Source organism: Pseudomonas germanica (assembly GCF_019614655.1).
GTDB classification, from domain to species: Bacteria; Pseudomonadota; Gammaproteobacteria; order Pseudomonadales; family Pseudomonadaceae; genus Aquipseudomonas; species Aquipseudomonas neuropathica.
Map to the genome: position 1 here is coordinate 6,558,840 of NZ_CP071586.1, position 17,819 is coordinate 6,576,658.

A 17,819-nucleotide genomic window follows, 5' to 3' on the forward strand; every position below is an offset into this window, starting at 1 on the left:
ACCTGAGATATCCAGTCGAACTCAGGTTTGAAAGGCATGAAAATCGGCTCCCTCTCCCTCCGGGAGAGGGCTGGGGTGAGCGCGACAATCACACAGTAGACAACAATCTCGCAGCCTTACGCTTCAAAACCCCAAGATCCATCACCGGCACCGCCATCTCCTTGGCCAGCTCATCCCACTGGCGCATCCGCAGACTGACCGCACACAACGGATCCCGCGCAAACTCATCAGCCTCAGCCTCCGTCATCACCCCGCCCTGATACGCCAGCGTCCGCCGACTCGCCTCACTCAGCCGATCAAAATACCCCGGCTCACGCAACGTCAGATACCGCTTGGCCTGCACGTGATATTCCACCAGCCGCGCCATGCGCTCGCTGAACCCGGCCTCACGCAAATAGTCCGCACCCAGCCGTTCATGACTGACCACGCCAAAGCCGCCCATGTTCTCCGCGCCCTCGGCACACAGGTGGCCGATGTCATGGAAGAACGCCGCCAGCACCACTTCGTCATCGAAGCCTTCGGCCATCGCCAACTCAGCGGCCTGGGACATGTGCTCGATCTGCGACACCGGCTCGCCGATGTAATCGCTAGTGCCATAGCGTTCATACAAGCCGAACACCCGGGCGACGACTTGCTCGTGACCTGTCATCAATCTTCCTCCAGCAACTGCGCGATATTGCGCTCCGCCAACGCCGGGCCGACGCTCATGCCGACGCCGGTGTGCATCAGCGCCACACTCAACCCGGGTGCCGGGCGCAGGAACGAGAACGGCCCCGGCCCCCGGGAACCATAGACGCCCTGCCAGCGCTCGACCACTTGCACCTTGCAGCCCAGCGTCTGCTCGGCCAGTTCGAGCATCCAGTTGTCCACTTGCTCGGCGTTGAACGGGGAAGGATCGCTGCCGTAATGGTGCGAGTCGCCGATGATCAGCTCGCCGTACGGCGTCGGGCTGATCAGCAGGTGAATACCGTTGTCGTGCAGGTGCGGTTGCTCATGGAGGATTTGCGCCTGCACCGCCGCCGCTTCCGGCAGATCGGCGAAGGCGCCGTAATGCACGCAGCTGAGGCCGGTGAGCAAGGCGTGTTGCAGATTCAGTTCGGTCTGCGGTTTGGCGCGGAGCATTTGCAGGCGGCAGATTTGCGGGTCGAGTGCGGCAATCGGCTCGGCCAGCAAAGTCTGATAATCGTGGCCGGAGCAGACGATAATCTGCTTCGCCGTGAAGCTGCCGACGGTGCTGTGCAGACGCCCCGGTTCGACGTCGCGCACCAGCGTGGAGAAATGAAACTCCACACCAAGGTCGCGGCGCAGATAATCGATCAGTGCCGGAATCGCTTCGCGCGAATACAGCTGTTGATCGTCCATGCCGTGCAAAGCGGCACGGTGGTGGCTGAACTGACCGTGATACAGATCGCGCAAGGCAGCGCCGCGCAGCAACTGAATGTTGTAACCGTGTTCCACGGCGCGATCGTTGCAGAAGGCTTCGAGCAGATGTTCTTCGGCTTCAGTGCGGGCGAACAGATAGGAACCGTTGCGCTTGATTTGCAAACCGGCGAGCTGCGCCCAGCCACCCCATATTTCGCGACTGGCTTTGGCCAGCTCGAGCATTGGGCCCGGCGGTTGGCCGGTGACCAAGGCTTGGCCGAAGTTGCGCACCGAGGCGCCCAGCGGCGTGGCGGTGCGTTCGAAGACGGCGACCTTGAGACCGCGTTTGGCGGCGGCGTAGGCGTGGGACAGGCCCAGAATGCCGGCGCCGACGATCAGCAAGTCTTGTTGTTGTGTCATGAAGCTACCTCAATGATCGTTCCCACGCTCTGCGTGGGAATGCAGCCAAGGACGCTCTGCGTCCATAGTGACGCGGAGCGTCACGGGATTCATTCCCACGCGGAGCGTGGGAACGATCGGCAACGGTTACTTGGCGGCGACTTTCTCGGACTTGCCGTCATAGCGCTTGCGCCATTCAGTGAGGATCTCGTCGCGATTCTTCGACGCCCAGGCAAAGTCGTTCTTGATCAGACGCTGCTCATAATCCGCCGGCAATTCAGTCTGCGGCTTGGCGATCCCCGGCTGCGCAAGAACAGCGAAGTTCTCCTTGTACAGATCCATCGCCTCAGCACTCGCCGAGAAGTCAGCCAGTTTCTTCGCGGCCTCTTCATGCGGCGTGCCTTTGATCACCGCAGTCGCTTCGATCTCCCAGCCCAGGCCTTCCTTCGGCAGGATGATGTCCAGCGGCGCGCCCTGACGCTTGAGCTGTACCGCCGGGTATTCAAAGGAAATACCAATCGGGAATTCCCCCGCCGCTGCCAGTTTGCAAGGCTTGGAACCGGAGTGAACGTACTGGCCGATGTTCTGGTGCAGACCGTCCATATAGGCCCAGCCCTGCTTCTCGCCGAAGGTTTGCAGCCAGGCGCTGACGTCGAGGAAACCGGTGCCGGACGACGCCGGGTTGGGCATGACGATCTTGCCCTTGTACTCAGGCTTGGTCAGATCCTGCCAGCTCACGGGCTTGCTCAGGCCCTGCTTCTCGGCCTCGACGGTGTTGAAGCAAATGGTCGCGGCCCAGACGTCCATGCCGACCCAGGCTGGCGGGTTAGCGGCGTCGCGGTAGTTCGCGCCGATCTTGCCGAGGTCCTTTGGCGCGTAGCTCTGCAGCATGCCTTGCTGATCGAGGATCGCCAGACTGGAAGCCGCCAGGCCCCAAACCGCGTCAGCCTGCGGACGGGCCTTTTCGGCGAGCAGTTTGGCGGTGATGATCCCGGTGGAATCACGCACCCATTTGATCTCGACGTCCGGGTTGGCCTTTTCGAAGGCTTCTTTGTAGGACTTCAGTTGCTCGGCCTCGAGGGCGGTGTACACCGTCAACTCGGTTTTTGCCGCGAAGGCATTCAGGCTAAAAGTAGCGAGCACAGCAGCGGCCAGGGCCATAGGCTTGAACATGATCGTTTTCCTGTAAGTGAGTTGAATCAGTGACCGGGCGCGGTTTGCCGCCAGGCTTGAGAACGGCGCAGCAAGCCGCGCGAAGCCCACGCCAGCAGCAAGGACACGCCCGCCGAGGTGAACAGAATCAGGGTCGACATCGCCGCCGCACCGCCAACGTTGCCGGCGTCATCCATGTTCAGCACCGCGACCGCCGCGAGGATGGTGTCGGGGCTGTAAAGGAAGATCGCCGCCGACACGGTGGTCATCGCCGAGACGAACAGGTAGCGCACAATGTCCAGCAGCGCCGGCAGGCAGATCGGCAGGGTGACGCGCAGGTAGTGGCGATACAGCGGCGCCTTCAGCGACAGCGCTGCCGCCTCGAACTCGGCGTCGAGTTGGCGCAGCGCGGTGGTCGCGGTCATTTGTGCGGTGGTCAGGTAGTGCGCAATCGTGCAGACGATCAGCAGCGTCATCGTCCCGTAGAGCACATGCAGAGGGTTACCCGTGAGGTTGAAGAAGAAGACGTAACCCAGACCGAGCACCAGCCCTGGCACCGCCATCGGCACAAAACTGAGCATGCGCAAGGTCAGATTGAGGCCTCGCTGAGTGCGGGTTTTCTCCATCAGGTAAGCGCCGGTGAAAATCAGCACGCTGCCGATCAACGCCGTGCCCAAAGCCATCTTCAAACTGTTGCTGTAGGCCAGCCAGCCACCGCCAGCGGTTTCGTTGAACTGGTAATGGTTGAGTGACAGCGACAGGTTGTACGGCCAGAACTTCACCAGCGAGGAAAACACCGCCATGCCGAACACCAGAATCAACGCGGCGCTGATCAGCAAAACAATCGCCAGATAGCAGCCATCACGCAACTTCGACGGCGCCGGTTTGAACACCTGAGCGCGACCGCTCATGGAATCACCATGACGACGACGCAGCCAGGCATCGACGCCGAAGCTGAACAGCGCCGGCAGCAACAGCACCATGCCGATCAAGGCGCCGCGACCGAATTGCTGTTGGCCGACCACGGCTTTGTAGGCCTCCAGCGCCAGCACTTGATAGTCGCCACCGACCACCACCGGCACGCCGAAATCGGTGATGGTCAGGGTGAACACCAGACAGAACGCGGCAAACACCGCTTGGCGAGTGGCCGGCCAGGTGATGCTGCGGAAAGCCTTGGCGGGACTGGCGCCCATGCTCGACGCCGCATCGAACAAGCGCGCATCGGCCAGCGACAATGCCGAGAGCAGAATCATCAGCGCATGCGGGAAGGTGTAAATCACCTCACCCAGCACAATCCCCCAGAATCCATAGATGTTGTCCGAGAGCAGCCCGCGCAACATGCCTTGGTTGCCGAACAGATAGACCAGCGCAATCCCCGGCAGCATCGACGGCGCCATCAGCGGCAGCAGGGAAATCCCGCGCCAGATGCCTTTCGCCGGAATCAGCGTGCGTTGCAGCGCGTAGGCAAACAGGTAGGCCAGCGGTACGACGATGGCCGCGACGCTGAGGGAAACTTTCAGGCTGTTGCCGAGCAGCCAGTGGAAATTCTCGCTGCTCACCAACTCCTTCGCCGCGAGCCAGCCACCGCCCTGCCCGGCTTCACTGCTGAAGCCGCGCCAGAAGATCGCCAGCAACGGCAGCAACACCGCGACGCCGAGCAACAGCAGCAAGACAACTTTGCCGCCGACGACAAAAATGCGGTCGCCGATCTCGGCTTTCGAAGTCTGGCGCACCTGCTTGTGCGGTAGCGGCAGCGCGAGATTGCTGTTCATCAGGCAAACACCTGCAGGCTGCGCGGCGGCAAGGCGACCATGATTTGCTGGGCGCCGAGGCGCGGCATGGCTTCCGGGGCGAGTTCGGCGAGCAAGGCGTGGCCGGGCAACTGATCGAGTTCGAAGCTCATGCGGCAGCGGTTGCCGAGGAAGGTGATCTCGCGGACTTTGGCCGGGAACAGGTTTTCCTCATGCACCAGCGGATTGACGTTGATCGCTTCCGGGCGGCAGAACAGTCGGCCCGAGGCGCCGCTCACACTGCCATCCGCCAGACGCACATCCATCCCGCCAACCCTGGCGTGGCTGGCGCTGCTGCGCTGGAACGGCAGCCAGTTACCCTGGCCGACAAACTCGGCCACGAACGGCGTGGCCGGGCGGTTGTAGATTTCCTGCGGCGTGGCGTACTGCTCGACGCGGCCGTTGTTCATCACGGCGATGCGGTCGGCCATCAGCATGGCTTCGTCCTGATTGTGCGTGACCATCAGCGTGGTGATGCCGAGGTTGCGTTGCAGTTGGCGCAGCTCGGTGCACAGATGCTCGCGGACGCGGGCGTCGAGGGCGGACATCGGTTCGTCGAGCAACAGCAGCGACGGTGCCGGCGCCAGAGCGCGGGCCAGCGCGACGCGTTGCTGCTGGCCGCCGGACAATTGGCCGGGGTACTTTTTCTCGCTGCCGGTGAGGCCGACCAGTTCGAGCATCTGGCCGACGCGCTGGCGCACTTCGTCGCGCCCGCTGCCAGCAAGGCCGTAGGCAATATTCGCCTCGACGGTCAGATTGGGGAACAGTGCGTAGGACTGGAACAGAATCCCGTAGTCGCGGGCTTGCGGGGCGAGGTGCGAGACATCGCGATCGCCGAGGTACAACTCGCCGCTGTCCTGCTTTTCCAGACCGGCGATGCAACGCAGCAACGTGGTCTTGCCGCAGCCCGACGGGCCGAGCAGGCACACCAACTCACCGGCGGCGACGTCGAGGGACACATTATCCAGCGCGGTGAAAGCGCCGAAGCGTTTCTGTACGCCGCGCACTTTCATCGGCGCACCGGGGTTGGTCAGGGCAGTTGCGATGGCAGGATTCATGGACAGACCTCATCAAGCAGATGAGGCCAATCCTAGAGTTGTAATGCGTCCGTCATGTGGCAGTGAGGCAAAAACTGGTGATAGTGGTATTCGGGGATTTTGGTTCACTACCGATCGTTCCCACGCTCTGCGTGGGAGTGCCTCATCGGACGCTCCGCGTTCGGCTCTTGGGACGCAGAGCGTCCCGGGCTGCATTCCCACGCTGAGCGTGGGAACGATCATTACGCAGGGGACATTTCCTGCGCCAACCCAAGAAACGCCGCCGGCAACCGCGCGCCCTTGCGCTCTTTCAGGCAATAGAGATATTCGGGAATTTGCGGCGCATTTTCGATCGTCAGCACGCGCAACTGCGGGTCATGCGGCACTTCCTGGCGGGCAATGATACTGATGCCGATATTGCGCAACACCGCCTCACGGATAGACTCACGACTACCAATCTCCAGCAACGGCCCGAAGCTCACCCCGGCACTCGCGAGCAACTCTTCCGTCAGCCGCCGTGTGGTTGAACCGGATTCACGCATCAACAACGTATGCCCGGCCAGCGCACTCAACGCCACATGCTCCTGCGCCGCCAGCGGATGATTGCGATGCACCGCCAGCACCAGCGGATCAGTGCCCAACACCCGACGAATCAACCGCGCGTCATCGAGCAATTGCGACGACGCGGCGATGTCCACGCGGTAATCCTCCAGCGCTTCCAGCACTTGCTGCGAGTTGCCGATTTCCACCGACACTTCCACTTGCGGCAAGCGCTCGCGAAAGGTCTTCACCAGATCGAGGATGTAATACGGCGCCGTCGCCGCGATGCGCAAAGTGCCCTGCACCTGACCGCTGTTGCGCAGGAAGAACTCGATGTCGGCCTCCTGCTGCAACAGTGTTGTGACCATCGGCAGCAACCGCGCGCCTTCATCACTGACACTCAGGCGCCGGCCGCCACGGTAGAACAGCTCCACCGAATACTGACTTTCCAGATTGCGGATCTGCGTGGTCACGGTCGGTTGGCTGAGGCCGAGTTTTTTCGCCGCCAGCGTAATGCTGCCCAAGCGGGCGACCATGTAAAACGCTTTCAGCTCGGCACTCAGCACAACCTTTCCTCATCTATTTGCGCAGCAGGCGCAAACCATTGAACACCACCAACAGGCTCACGCCCATGTCGGCAAACACCGCCATCCACATGGTGGCGAGCCCGGCGAAGGTTACCGCAAGAAAGATAGCCTTGATCACCAGAGCCAGCGCGATGTTCTGTTTCAGGATGCTCGCGGTATTGCGCGACAGGCTGATGAATGCCGGAATTTTGCGCAGATCGTCGTCCATCAGGGCGACATCGGCGGTTTCGATAGCAGTGTCGGTACCAGCAGCGGCCATGGCGAAACCAATCTCGGCGCGGGCCAGTGCCGGCGCGTCATTGATGCCGTCGCCGACCATGCCAACTCGCCGGCCTTGTGCATAAAGGTCTTCGATGGCTTGCAGTTTGTCGGTCGGCAGCAAGTCGCCACGGGCCTCGTCGATGCCGACCTGCGCGGCAATCGCCTGGGCGGTGTGAACGTTGTCGCCGGTGAGCATCAGGGTTTTCACCCCGAGTTCGTGGAGCTGACGGATTGCTTCGCGACTGGTTTCCTTGACGGTATCCGCCACCGCGAACAGTGCCAGCGGGCCGGAATTGTCGAGCAGCAGCACCACGGATTTGCCCTGTTTCTCCAGCGCGAAGAGTTTTTCTTCCAGTGCCGGCGAGCACAGGCCCAACTCTTCGACCAAGCGATGGTTGCCCAAGTGGTAGGTCTGGCCGTTGATCTCGCCTTTGACGCCACGCCCGCCCAACGCTTCGAAGTTATCCACAATCAGCGCTGCGAAGTTTTTATCCACAGCGGCATTGGCGATGGCCAGCGACACCGGGTGATCGGAGCGACCGGCCAACGCCGCGGCGATGGCCGGCGCCGTGGCATCGGCAGTTGGATCGAGGGACAGGTAATCGGTCTGCACCGGTTTGCCGTGGGTAATCGTCCCGGTTTTATCCAGCGCCAGATAGTCGAGCTTGAAACCGCCCTCCAGGTACACGCCGCCCTTGACCAGAATGCCTTTGCGCGCCGCTGCCGCGAGGCCGCTGACGATGGTCACCGGGGTCGAAATCACCAGTGCACATGGGCACGCGACCACCAGCAACACCAGCGCACGGTAGATCCAGTCAAACCACACAGCGCCCATGAACAGCGGCGGAATGATCGCCACGGCCAAGGCAAACACGAACACCACCGGCGTGTAGATTTTCGAGAACTGATCGACGAAGCGCTGGGTCGGGGCGCGCGCACCTTGGGCCTGTTCCACGGCGTGAATGATGCGCGCCAGGGTCGAGTTGTTCGCCGCTGCGGTCACCGCGTATTCCAGCGAACCGGCCTGGTTGATGGTGCCGGCGAAAACTTTGTCGCCGACGGTCTTCTCCACCGGCAGGCTTTCCCCGGTGATCGGTGCCTGGTCGATGGTCGAACTGCCGCTGACAACTTCGCCGTCCAGCGCGATGCGCTCGCCGGGTTTCACTCGCACGCGGGCGCCGAGTTCGACGCTTTTCACATCCTGCTCAAGCCAAGTGCCGTCAGCCTGCAACACCGTGGCTTGCTCCGGCGTCATCTGCATCAGACCACTGATCGCGTTGCGCGCACGGTCCAGCGAGCGCGCTTCGATCAACTCGGCGACGGTGAACAGGAACATCACCATCGCCGCTTCCGGCCACTGGCCGATGAGGATCGCACCGGTCACGGCGATGCTCATCAGTGCGTTGATGTTGAGGTTGCGGTTTTTCAGGGCGATCCAGCCCTTTTTATAGGTGGTCAGGCCACCGCTGAGGATCGACACCAGCGCGATGATCGCCACCACCCAGGTTGGTGCGGCGTTGGTGAAGTGGATGACTTCGGCGGCAAGCGCGCCGACACCGGACAACGCCAGCGGCCACCAGTGTTTTTTCACTGGCGCCGGGGCTGGCGCTTCGACGCCCGCCTCCAACGGCTCGGCGTGCATGCCGAGGGATTTGATCGCCTCGGTGATGGGCTCGGTGCCCGGCAGATTGTGAGTCACGCCGAGCACACGGTTGATCAGGTTGAATTCCAGTTGCTGCACACCGGCGAGTTTGCCGAGCTTGTTCTGAATCAGCGTCTGCTCGGTCGGGCAGTCCATCGCCTCGATGCGGAAACTGCTCAGTCGCGCATCGGCGCTGGTTTTCTCGCTCAGTTGCACCAACGCAGGCGCGGCAGCTGTCGACGAGCAGCAGGAATCTTCGTGCGCATGAACCGGTGCCGGGGCTGCAACTTTCGACCCGCAGCAAGAATCGCCGCCCTGTGAATGCTTATGCACAGGCTGCAATTTATGACTGTGATCGTGACCGTCGCCGGGCTTGTGGGTGTGCTGGGAATCGCTCATTGGTCGCGTCCATGAAGGTGCCTGTTGCCAAGTAAAGACCCTGTAGCCACTATAGGGTCAAGCACCCTTTTGGAGATTGCCGTCATGAAGATCGGAGAACTGGCCAAACTCACCGACTGCGCCGTGGAAACCATCCGCTACTACGAGCGCGAAAACCTGCTGCCGGAACCGGCTCGCAGCGACGGCAACTACCGCGTCTACACCCAGGCCCACGCCGAACGCCTGACCTTCATCCGCAACTGCCGCACCCTCGACATGACCCTCGAAGAAATCCGCAGCCTGCTCGCCTTGCGCGACAGTCCGCAAGACCAGTGCGAAAGCGTCAATGCGCTGATCGACGAGCATATCCAGCATGTGAAGGCGCGGATTGATGGGTTGTTGGCGTTGCAGACACAGTTGCTCGACCTGCGCCAACGCTGTGGCGAAGGGCCGGGGGCGGATCAGTGCGGGATTTTGCAGCGGCTGGAAGTGAGTGGCGGGGTTGTCGCGACGGAAGTTGAACACTCCCACGTAGGCCGCAGCCACGGCCACTGACGTTGGCGCTCGTTCCCATGCTCCGCGTGGGAATGCCGCCATGGACGCTCCGCGTCCTAAGTGACGCGGAGCGTCACGGGATTCATTCCCACGCAGAGCGTGGGAACGATCCTGCTGACTAGACCGCCATTGGCGCGGTCATCGGCGCGTGATGCTCATAGCCTTCCAGCGAGAAATCGCTCGGCTCGACCATCTCCAGCCATTCCGGCTGATACACGCCAGTCTTGGCAAACTCCGGCACACGATCCGAGATCTTCAGCTTAGGCATGGCGAACGGCTCGCGCTTGAGCTGTTCGTTGAGCATGTCCAGGTGATTCTCGTAGACGTGCGCATCACCGATGAAATAGGTGAACCAGCGCGGCGTGTAGCCGGTCAGGCGACCGATCAGGCTCAGCAACGCAGCGCCTTCGGTGAGGTTGAACGGCGTGCCCAGACCCAGATCGTTGGAGCGGATGTAGAGGGTCAGGGAAATTTCCTTGGTCTCGACATTCGGATGGAACTGGTACAGCAGGTGGCACGGCGGCAGGGCCATTTCATCCAGCTGCGCGACGTTCCAGCCGTGGAACAGAATACGGCGGTTACCCGGATCGTTGATGATCGTATCGACGCACTGGCGCACCTGGTCGATGGCTTTGTACAGCACCACGTAGGCCTGGCCGTCTTCTTCGCCCTGAGCAATCTGCTTGTAGCCGTTGCTCAGCGTTTGTTCGATGGCGGCGGTGTTGCTCAGCGGGATCTGCTTGTACGCCGGCCACTTGCGCCATTGCACGCCGTAGATTTCGCCGAGGTCGTCGTCGCCCTGGCGGAACGGGTTGGCCAGCCACTGCGCGTTTTCGTTGGCGTTCTGGTCCCAGACCTTGCAGCCCAGCGCCCGGAATTCAGCGGCGTTGTTCACGCCACGCAAAAATCCGCACATCTCGCCGATGGCCGATTTGAAGGCCATTTTGCGCGTGGTGATCGCCGGAAAACCTTCCTGCAGATCGAAACGCAGCATCGCACCCGGGAAGCTGATGGTGTTGATACCGGTGCGGTTGGCCTGTTTGGTGCCGTTCTGAATGACGTGCGAGACCAGTTCGAGATATTGCTTCATGAGTTACCTGTGTCCTTTGAGCCCCGGCGTCGCGCGCCGGGGTTCGTAGTTTAAGCCGTCGGTGCGAGCGGTGCTGCCGGCGCGCGACGATAGGCCAGCCAGATCAGGAACAGCCCGCCAACGATCATCGGCACGCAGAGCACCTGGCCCATGGTCAGCCAGTTCCAGGCCAAGTAGCCCAGTTGCGCATCCGGCACGCGGACGAACTCGACGATGAAACGGAAGATGCCGTAGAACAGCGCGAACATGCCGGAAACGGCCATGGTCGGACGCGGTTTGCGCGAGAAAATCCACAGGATCAGGAACAGCGCCACGCCTTCCAGCGCGAACTGATACAGCTGCGACGGGTGACGCGGCAGTTGCGCCGGATCGCTGAACGGCGGGAAGACCATCGCCCACGGCACGTCGGTGGCTTTACCCCACAACTCGGCGTTGATGAAGTTACCGATGCGCCCAGCACCCAGGCCGATCGGCACCATTGGTGCGACGAAGTCCATCAACTGGAAGAACGACTTGCCGTTACGCTTGCCGAACCACAAGGCTGCGAGCATTACGCCAATGAACCCGCCGTGGAACGACATGCCGCCCTTCCACACTTCGAAAATCAGCGTCGGGTTGGCCAGGTAGGCACTCAGATCGTAGAACAGCACGTAACCCAGACGTCCGCCGACGATCACGCCCATCGACATCCAGAAGACCATGTCGGAGAGTTTCTCCTTGGTCCAGGTCGGGTCGAAACGGTTGAGCCGGCGCGACGCCAGCAGCCACGCACCGCCGATGCCGATCAGGTACATCAGACCGTACCAGTGGATTTTCAGCGGACCGATGGCCAGGGCCACCGGGTCGATCTGCGGGTAAGGCAGCATTGCGACTCCTCGTTAGAGTTGAAACCAAAATTCCCGGGCGACGCTGCCACCTCAGGATTAAGCCAGGATTGCGACGCGGTTAAAGCAGGAAGCTCAGACCCACGCTGAACAGCAAAGCGGCGAACAGCCGTTTCAGCAAGCGCGGCGACAATCTGTGCGCCAAACGCGCGCCGATGCGGGCGAAGACCATGCTGGTCAGGGCGATGCCCAGCAGCGCCGGTAAATAAACAAAACCGAGACTATGCGGTGGCAACAACGGATCGTGCCACCCCAGAATCATGAAACTTAATGCACTGACAAGGGCGATCGGCAGACCGCAGGCCGATGAGGTTGCCACGGCTTGCTGCATCGGCACGCTGCGCCAGGTCAGGAACGGCACGGTCAGCGAACCGCCGCCCACGCCAAAAATCGCCGAGGCCCAACCGATCACACTGCCGGCCACGGTCAGACCGAGTTTACCCGGCACCGTTCGGCTGGCCTTGGGTTTAATGTCCAGCGCCAGTTGCACCGAGATGATCAAGGCAAACACGCCGATGATCTTTTGCAGGTGCGGCCCGGAAATCGCTTCCGCAGTCAGCGCGCCGAAACCTGCACCGAGCAGAATGCCGACGGCCATCCACATGAAGATCGGCCAGCGCACTGCGCCTCGACGGTGATGCTCACGCACGGCGTTGACCGAGGTGAAGATGATCGTCGCCAGCGACGTCCCGACCGCCAGATGGGTGAGGATCGACTGATCAAAGCCCTGCAAGGTGAAACTGAACACCAGCACCGGCACGATGATGATCCCGCCGCCAACCCCGAACAGCCCGGCCAGCACGCCCGCACAGGCGCCCAGCGCCAGATAGAGCAGAAATTCCATGACCGTCTCCCCAGACCGCATCCGCAAAACCGGAGCGGCATGGTAACGGATGCACACCCTTTGGCTCCACTGGCGATGGATGCACGGACGCCGGATGCGTAGAGTGAGCAAAACACACACAAGGACCACCTTATGTGCCTGATTGTTTTCGCCTGGCGCCCGGGCCATGCCCAGCCGCTGATCGTCGCGGCCAACCGTGACGAGTTCTACGCCCGGCCAAGCCTGCCACTGGCGCCATGGCCAGAAGCGCCGCATGTGCATGCCGGACGTGATCTTGAGGCCGGCGGGAGTTGGCTGGGGATTGGCGCCAACGGACGCTTTGCCGCGCTGACCAATATCCGCGATCCGCATCAACCGCCAGCGCGCAAGTCACGGGGTGAGTTGGTGGCGCGATTTCTCACCGACGATGCGTCGATTGATGATTATTTGAGCGATGTGGTCGGACGTGCGCCGGAATATGCCGGGTTTAATCTGCTGCTCGGCAACAGCCATGAGCTGTGGCACTTCAATGCGCGGATGTCGGAACCAGTAATGCTGGAGCCAGGTGTTTACGGACTGTCGAATGCCGGGCTGGATACGCCGTGGCCGAAGTTGCTCAAGGCCAAGGCTGCGTTGAGTGCAGTGCTGGATGATCCGCAGCCTGAGCGCTTGATGGAGCTGCTGGGCGATGCGCAGACCGCGCCGTTTGCCGAGTTGCCGGATACTGGGGTGGGTCTGGCGACGGAGTCATTGTTATCGAGCGTGTTTATCGCCAGCCAGAGTTACGGGACGCGGGCGAGTACGGCGTTGATTGTGCAGGCGGATGGGGCGCGGCGGATGGTGGAGCGGAGTTTTGGGCCGTATGGCGGGCATTTGGGTGAAGTGGAAATAACAGCTTAAAAGCCAACCCTCACCCCAGCCCTCTCCCAAAGGGAGAGGGGGCCGACCGAGGTGTCTTGAGCCATGCATCGACCTGAAAGACCGAGTTGATTATGGATTCAACACGCACTTTCAAGTCGGTGTGAATCGATTATGGATTCAACACAGCACTTCCAGCCCGGTGCGGTTCGATTATGGATTCAGCACAACACCTCAAGTCGGTTTGAATCGATTATGGATCCAGCAAAGCACTTTCAGGTCGGCGGAGTTCTGCAGCATCCCCCAATCAGTCCCCTCTCCCCCCGGGAGAGGGTTAGGGTGAGGGGCTTTTGATCTTCAGAGGGCCTTGACCACCGCCGGCGGATGCATCTTCGACAACCCAAGGTTCTTCAGCGCCAATTGCAGCGAGCTGTGGATAACTTGCGGATTGTCGATGGTCATCAGCTCCGCCAGCAATTCCTGAGCCTTGCTCAGATTGACCTGACGCAGCATCCACTTCACCTTCGGCAAGTTGGTGGCGTTCATCGACAAACTGTCAAAACCCATCGCCATCAACAGCACTGCCGCCGCCGGATCACCGGCCATTTCGCCGCAGATACTCACCGGTTTACCTTCGGCATGGGCATCGCGTACCACGGTTTGCAGGGCTTGCAGCACCGCCGGATGCAGGTAGTCGTAGAGATCGGCCACACGCGGGTTGTTACGGTCGACCGCCAGCAAATACTGGGTCAAGTCGTTGGAACCGACGGACAGGAAGTCGACCATCCGCGCCAGCTCCTTGGTCTGGTACACCGCTGCCGGGATCTCGATCATCACGCCGATCGGCGGCATCGGCACGTCGGTGCCTTCGTCGCGCACTTCACCCCAGGCCCGGTGGATCAGGTGCAGGGCTTCTTCGAGTTCGTGGGTGCCGGAGATCATCGGCAGCAGAATCCGCAGGTTGTTCAGGCCTTCGCTGGCCTTGAGCATCGCGCGGGTCTGCACCAGGAAGATTTCAGGGTGGTCGAGAGTCACACGAATGCCGCGCCAGCCGAGGAACGGGTTGTCTTCCTTGATCGGGAAGTACGACAGCGACTTGTCACCGCCGATGTCGAGGCTGCGCATGGTCACCGGTTGCGGGTGGAACGCGGCGAGTTGCTCGCGGTAGATCGCCAGTTGTTCCTTCTCGCTCGGGAAGCGCTGGTTGATCATGAACGGCACTTCGGTGCGGTACAGGCCGACACCTTCGGCGCCACGCTTCTGCGCCCGCGCCACATCGGCCAGCAGGCCGGTGTTGACCCACAGCGGCATGCGGTGGCCATCGAGGGTCACGCACGGCAGGTCGCGCAGGGTGTCGAGGCCCAGCGCCAGTTGTTTCTCTTCTTCGACGACTTCGGCGAACTGCTTGCGCAGCACTTCGCTCGGGTTGGTGTAGACCTCGCCGCGTGTGCCATCGACGATCATTTCGATGCCGTCGACCTTGGCGTACGGCAGGTCGACCAGACCCATCACCGTCGGAATGCCCATGGCCCGGGCGAGAATCGCGACGTGCGAGTTACCCGAGCCGAGTACCGAAACCAGACCGACCAGCGTGCCTTCCGGCACCTCGCCGAGCATCGCCGGCGTCAGCTCTTCGCTGACCAGAATGGTTTTTTCCGGATAGACCAGGTTCTGCTGGCGCTCTTCCTGCAAGTAGGCGAGCAGGCGGCGACCGAGGTCTTTGACGTCCGACGCACGCTCACGCAGGTAGGCGTCGTCCATCAGTTCGAAACGGTTGACGTGCTCAGTGACCACCTGACGCAGCGCGCCCTGCGCCCACTGGCCAGTCTTGATCACGGTGGTGATTTCGCTGCCCAGCGAGGCATCGTCGAGCATCATCAGGTAGACGTCGAACAGTGCGCGCTCTTCCGGACGCAGTTGGGTCGCGAGTTTGGCGGACAACGCGCGCATGTCGGCGCGCACGCCTTCGATGGCGGTCTTGAACAGCGCCAGTTCGGCATTGATGTCGGTGATGGTCTTGTCCGGCACCACGTCGAGATCGGCCGGCGGCAGCATGACCACCGCAGTACCGACGGCGGCCCCCGGCGAACCCGGCACGCCGACGAACTTGGCTTCCTGAATGCCTTTGCCCTGACGGCCCAGACCACGGATCGAACCGGTGGCTTCGGCGTGGGCGATAACGCCTGCAAGCTGTGCGCTCATGGTCACGAGGAAGGCTTCTTCACCTTCGTCGAACTGGCGGCGTTCTTTTTGTTGGATAACCAACACGCCGACGACGCGGCGGTGGTGAATGATCGGTGCACCGAGGAACGAGGCGTAACGTTCTTCACCGGTTTCGGCGAAGTAACGGTAGCGCGGGTGATCCGCAGCGTTTTCGAGGTTCAGGGGTTCTTCACGCGTGCCGACCAGACCGACCAGACCTTCGTTGGGTGCCATGCTGACCTTGCCGATCGAGCGCTTGTTCAAGCCCTCGGTGGCCATCAGGACGAAGCGGTTGGTCTCGGGATCAAGCAGGTAGACCGAGCAGACCTGGCTGCCCATGGCCTCTTTGACGCGCAACACAATAATCCCCAACGCCGCCTTGAGATCCTTGGCGGAGTTAACTTCCTGGACGATCTTGCGCAGCGTATTGAGCATGGCTCGGGGTCGAACTCCGTCGTCAGTCGCGCGCTAAAAGGCGCGGGGCAAGCTCTTTGAGGGCGCGGCGATACACCTCGCGCTTGAATGTCACCACCTGGCCCAACGGATACCAATAGCTGACCCAGCGCCAGCCATCGAACTCCGGTTTACCGGTCAAATCCATCCGCACCCGCTGCTCGTTGGAGATCAGGCGCAGGAGAAACCATTTCTGTTTCTGGCCGATGCACAGCGGTTGGCTGTGCGTACGCACCAGACGTTGCGGCAAACGATAGCGCAACCAGCCCCGGGTACAGGCCAGTATTTCAACATCTTCACGTTCCAGGCCAACTTCTTCGTTCAGCTCGCGGTACAAGGCGTCTTCCGGCGTCTCTTCAGGGTTGATTCCCCCTTGCGGAAACTGCCAGGCATCTTGATTGATACGGCGAGCCCATAGCACCTGGCCGGCGTCATTCGTCAGAATGATCCCGACATTGGGGCGGAAACCATCGGGGTCGATCACGGCAACAACCTCGCAAACGCATGTCGCCGCATTGTTCCACAAAGGTTGATAAGGCGGCAACGAGGCTTCCTACCTTATGTGCACTCTTGTGAAAAGACCGTATTCTTGTCGCCTTTTTACTGACTTTTCAGCGGGTAACTGCAATGCGCCTGGCTCTATTCGATTTGGACAACACCCTTCTGGGCGGCGACAGCGATCACGCCTGGGGCGACTATCTGTGTGAACGCGGCTTCCTCGACCCGATTGCGTACAAGGCTCGCAACGACGAGTTTTATCAGGATTATCTGGCCGGCAAACTGGATAACGCCGCGTACCTGAACTTCTGCCTGGAGATCCTCGGCCGCACCGAAATGGCCGTGCTTGAGCAATGGCACAACGATTACATGCGCGACTGCATTGAGCCGATCGTATTGCCGAAGGCGCTGGAACTGCTGAAAAAACACCGGGACGCCGGCGACAAACTGGTGATCATCACCGCGACCAACCGCTTCGTCACCGCGCCGATTGCTGTGCGCCTGGGCGTTGAAACCCTGATCGCAACCGAGTGTGAAATGGTTGATGGCCGTTATAGCGGGCGCAGCACCGACATTCCGTGCTTTCGCGAGGGCAAGGTGACGCGGCTGAATCGTTGGCTGGAAGAGACCGGGTATTCGCTGGAAGGCAGCTATTTCTATAGCGATTCGATGAATGATTTGCCGTTGCTGGAGCAGGTGGCGAATCCGGTGGCTGTCGATCCGGATCCGAATCTGCGCGCCGAGGCGGAAAAGCGTGGCTGGCCGGTCATTACTCTGCGCGACTGAAATCGCTATCGCGAGCAGGCTCACTCCTACAGGGGAACGCATCCCCATGTAGGAGTGAGCCTGCTCGCGATTGGGTCTACGCGGTCTCAAGCCTTAAACAGGCTTAGCCCCCATCAACCCCGCAATGGCGAGAAACCCGACGCCGCTGACAATCGCCAGCGCCAACGTGAATTTCCAGTTACCAACCCCGCTAGTCCACAGCCGATTAAGCCGCACCAACAGCCACACTGCACTCAACGTGGCCACGGCATAGATCACGCTGGACCCCAGAATCCAGAACTGCCCCAGTGGCCAGCCGATCAGATGTACCAACCACCAGCCGGTGAAAGGCATGCTGAACATACCGATCAGCATCAAACACCAGATAAACAGCCAGGGACGCTGCATCGTGCTGGCCGGCCCTTCGCTGCGATTACGCCAGGTCAGGGCGGCAAGCCCCAGCCCGCTCGCGAGTATGACCACGGTCGCCGCGACGTGAAGGACTTTCAGGGTGGTCAGGGTTTCCATGTATTTCTCTTCCTT

General features: G+C 61.3%; 16 protein-coding genes. 3 read left to right on the top strand and 13 right to left on the bottom strand.

All coding sequences use genetic code 11. The features are described 5' to 3' along the window. Positions 1 to 88: 88 nt before the first annotated feature. The 7 genes from J0G10_RS29175 to J0G10_RS29205 form a co-directional block, all read right to left on the bottom strand. Positions 89 to 649 (bottom strand): phosphonate degradation HD-domain oxygenase, encoded by a 561-nt coding sequence (locus J0G10_RS29175; protein ID WP_220557132.1) that lies wholly within the window; start codon positions 647 to 649, stop codon positions 89 to 91. Further along, positions 649 to 1,782: a TIGR03364 family FAD-dependent oxidoreductase gene (locus J0G10_RS29180; protein ID WP_220557133.1), complete on the bottom strand. Its 1,134-nt coding sequence runs from the start codon at positions 1,780 to 1,782 to the stop codon at positions 649 to 651. The genes J0G10_RS29175 and J0G10_RS29180 overlap by 1 nt, the downstream gene beginning before the upstream one ends. A gap of 126 nt (positions 1,783 to 1,908) precedes the next feature. Beyond that, complete coding sequence (locus J0G10_RS29185) at positions 1,909 to 2,934, bottom strand: putative 2-aminoethylphosphonate ABC transporter substrate-binding protein (RefSeq protein WP_034153698.1); 1,026 nt, start codon at positions 2,932 to 2,934, stop codon at positions 1,909 to 1,911. Positions 2,935 to 2,960: 26 nt separating this feature from the next. Then, complete coding sequence (locus J0G10_RS29190) at positions 2,961 to 4,685, bottom strand: putative 2-aminoethylphosphonate ABC transporter permease subunit (RefSeq protein ID WP_220557134.1); 1,725 nt, start codon at positions 4,683 to 4,685, stop codon at positions 2,961 to 2,963. Further along, positions 4,685 to 5,761: a putative 2-aminoethylphosphonate ABC transporter ATP-binding protein gene (locus J0G10_RS29195; RefSeq protein ID WP_095049431.1), complete on the bottom strand. Its 1,077-nt coding sequence runs from the start codon at positions 5,759 to 5,761 to the stop codon at positions 4,685 to 4,687. The genes J0G10_RS29190 and J0G10_RS29195 overlap by 1 nt, the downstream gene beginning before the upstream one ends. Before the next feature lie 221 nt (positions 5,762 to 5,982). Beyond that, positions 5,983 to 6,846, bottom strand: coding sequence for a LysR family transcriptional regulator (locus J0G10_RS29200; protein ID WP_220557135.1), 864 nt, complete (start codon positions 6,844 to 6,846; stop codon positions 5,983 to 5,985). Between the two features lie 13 nt (positions 6,847 to 6,859). Continuing rightward, positions 6,860 to 9,169: a heavy metal translocating P-type ATPase gene (locus J0G10_RS29205; RefSeq protein WP_220557136.1), complete on the bottom strand. Its 2,310-nt coding sequence runs from the start codon at positions 9,167 to 9,169 to the stop codon at positions 6,860 to 6,862. Between the two features lie 84 nt (positions 9,170 to 9,253). Here J0G10_RS29205 and cadR point away from each other — a divergent pair, with 84 nt between their 5' ends. Then, positions 9,254 to 9,703, top strand: a complete 450-nt coding sequence (cadR, locus tag J0G10_RS29210) for a Cd(II)/Pb(II)-responsive transcriptional regulator (protein WP_025112060.1) — start codon at positions 9,254 to 9,256, stop codon at positions 9,701 to 9,703. Between the two features lie 118 nt (positions 9,704 to 9,821). On the opposite strand, the gene J0G10_RS29215 is transcribed toward cadR, so the two are convergent. The 3 genes from J0G10_RS29215 to J0G10_RS29225 all read right to left on the bottom strand — a co-directional run bounded on the left by J0G10_RS29215 (position 9,822) and on the right by J0G10_RS29225 (position 12,521). Next, positions 9,822 to 10,793 (bottom strand): thymidylate synthase, encoded by a 972-nt coding sequence (locus tag J0G10_RS29215; protein WP_220557137.1) that lies wholly within the window; start codon positions 10,791 to 10,793, stop codon positions 9,822 to 9,824. Positions 10,794 to 10,843: 50 nt separating this feature from the next. Beyond that, entirely contained in the window at positions 10,844 to 11,659 is an 816-nt protein-coding gene (gene lgt / locus J0G10_RS29220) for a prolipoprotein diacylglyceryl transferase (RefSeq protein ID WP_007913003.1), read from the bottom strand. 79 nt (positions 11,660 to 11,738) lie between these two features. Beyond that, complete coding sequence (locus tag J0G10_RS29225; protein WP_016983201.1) at positions 11,739 to 12,521, bottom strand: sulfite exporter TauE/SafE family protein; 783 nt, start codon at positions 12,519 to 12,521, stop codon at positions 11,739 to 11,741. Positions 12,522 to 12,653: 132 nt separating this feature from the next. Between J0G10_RS29225 and J0G10_RS29230 the strand changes: the two genes are divergently transcribed. Beyond that, positions 12,654 to 13,400: an NRDE family protein gene (locus tag J0G10_RS29230; RefSeq protein WP_095049429.1), complete on the top strand. Its 747-nt coding sequence runs from the start codon at positions 12,654 to 12,656 to the stop codon at positions 13,398 to 13,400. A 315-nt stretch (positions 13,401 to 13,715) separates the two neighbouring features. Here J0G10_RS29230 and ptsP read toward each other — a convergent pair whose 3' ends face one another. Continuing rightward, complete coding sequence (gene ptsP / locus J0G10_RS29235) at positions 13,716 to 15,995, bottom strand: phosphoenolpyruvate--protein phosphotransferase (protein ID WP_007913900.1); 2,280 nt, start codon at positions 15,993 to 15,995, stop codon at positions 13,716 to 13,718. 22 nt (positions 15,996 to 16,017) lie between these two features. Then, positions 16,018 to 16,497, bottom strand: a complete 480-nt coding sequence (locus J0G10_RS29240; RefSeq protein ID WP_003229203.1) for an RNA pyrophosphohydrolase — start codon at positions 16,495 to 16,497, stop codon at positions 16,018 to 16,020. 143 nt (positions 16,498 to 16,640) lie between these two features. Between J0G10_RS29240 and J0G10_RS29245 the strand changes: the two genes are divergently transcribed. Next, the gene (locus J0G10_RS29245) at positions 16,641 to 17,297 is read left to right on the top strand and encodes a histidinol-phosphatase (protein ID WP_095049428.1); all 657 of its coding nucleotides are present in this window, start codon (positions 16,641 to 16,643) and stop codon (positions 17,295 to 17,297) included. Between the two features lie 93 nt (positions 17,298 to 17,390). Here J0G10_RS29245 and J0G10_RS29250 read toward each other — a convergent pair whose 3' ends face one another. Beyond that, positions 17,391 to 17,804: a DUF2269 family protein gene (locus J0G10_RS29250; protein WP_220557138.1), complete on the bottom strand. Its 414-nt coding sequence runs from the start codon at positions 17,802 to 17,804 to the stop codon at positions 17,391 to 17,393. Positions 17,805 to 17,819: the final 15 nt, after the last annotated feature.

Excerpts from the sequence above, each read along its gene's own strand:
- J0G10_RS29175 (WP_220557132.1), bottom strand. The coding sequence starts at position 649 with ATGACAGGTCACGAGCAAGTCGTCGCCCGGGTGTTCGGCTTGTATGAA.
- J0G10_RS29180 (WP_220557133.1), bottom strand. The coding sequence starts at position 1,782 with ATGACACAACAACAAGACTTGCTGATCGTCGGCGCCGGCATTCTGGGC.
- J0G10_RS29185 (WP_034153698.1), bottom strand. The coding sequence starts at position 2,934 with ATGTTCAAGCCTATGGCCCTGGCCGCTGCTGTGCTCGCTACTTTTAGC.
- J0G10_RS29190 (WP_220557134.1), bottom strand. The coding sequence starts at position 4,685 with ATGAACAGCAATCTCGCGCTGCCGCTACCGCACAAGCAGGTGCGCCAG.
- J0G10_RS29195 (WP_095049431.1), bottom strand. The coding sequence starts at position 5,761 with ATGAATCCTGCCATCGCAACTGCCCTGACCAACCCCGGTGCGCCGATG.
- J0G10_RS29205 (WP_220557136.1), bottom strand. The coding sequence starts at position 9,169 with ATGAGCGATTCCCAGCACACCCACAAGCCCGGCGACGGTCACGATCAC.
- cadR (WP_025112060.1), top strand. The coding sequence starts at position 9,254 with ATGAAGATCGGAGAACTGGCCAAACTCACCGACTGCGCCGTGGAAACC.
- J0G10_RS29215 (WP_220557137.1), bottom strand. The coding sequence starts at position 10,793 with ATGAAGCAATATCTCGAACTGGTCTCGCACGTCATTCAGAACGGCACC.
- lgt (WP_007913003.1), bottom strand. The coding sequence starts at position 11,659 with ATGCTGCCTTACCCGCAGATCGACCCGGTGGCCCTGGCCATCGGTCCG.
- J0G10_RS29225 (WP_016983201.1), bottom strand. The coding sequence starts at position 12,521 with ATGGAATTTCTGCTCTATCTGGCGCTGGGCGCCTGTGCGGGCGTGCTG.
- J0G10_RS29230 (WP_095049429.1), top strand. The coding sequence starts at position 12,654 with ATGTGCCTGATTGTTTTCGCCTGGCGCCCGGGCCATGCCCAGCCGCTG.
- ptsP (WP_007913900.1), bottom strand. The coding sequence starts at position 15,995 with ATGCTCAATACGCTGCGCAAGATCGTCCAGGAAGTTAACTCCGCCAAG.
- J0G10_RS29245 (WP_095049428.1), top strand. The coding sequence starts at position 16,641 with ATGCGCCTGGCTCTATTCGATTTGGACAACACCCTTCTGGGCGGCGAC.
- J0G10_RS29250 (WP_220557138.1), bottom strand. The coding sequence starts at position 17,804 with ATGGAAACCCTGACCACCCTGAAAGTCCTTCACGTCGCGGCGACCGTG.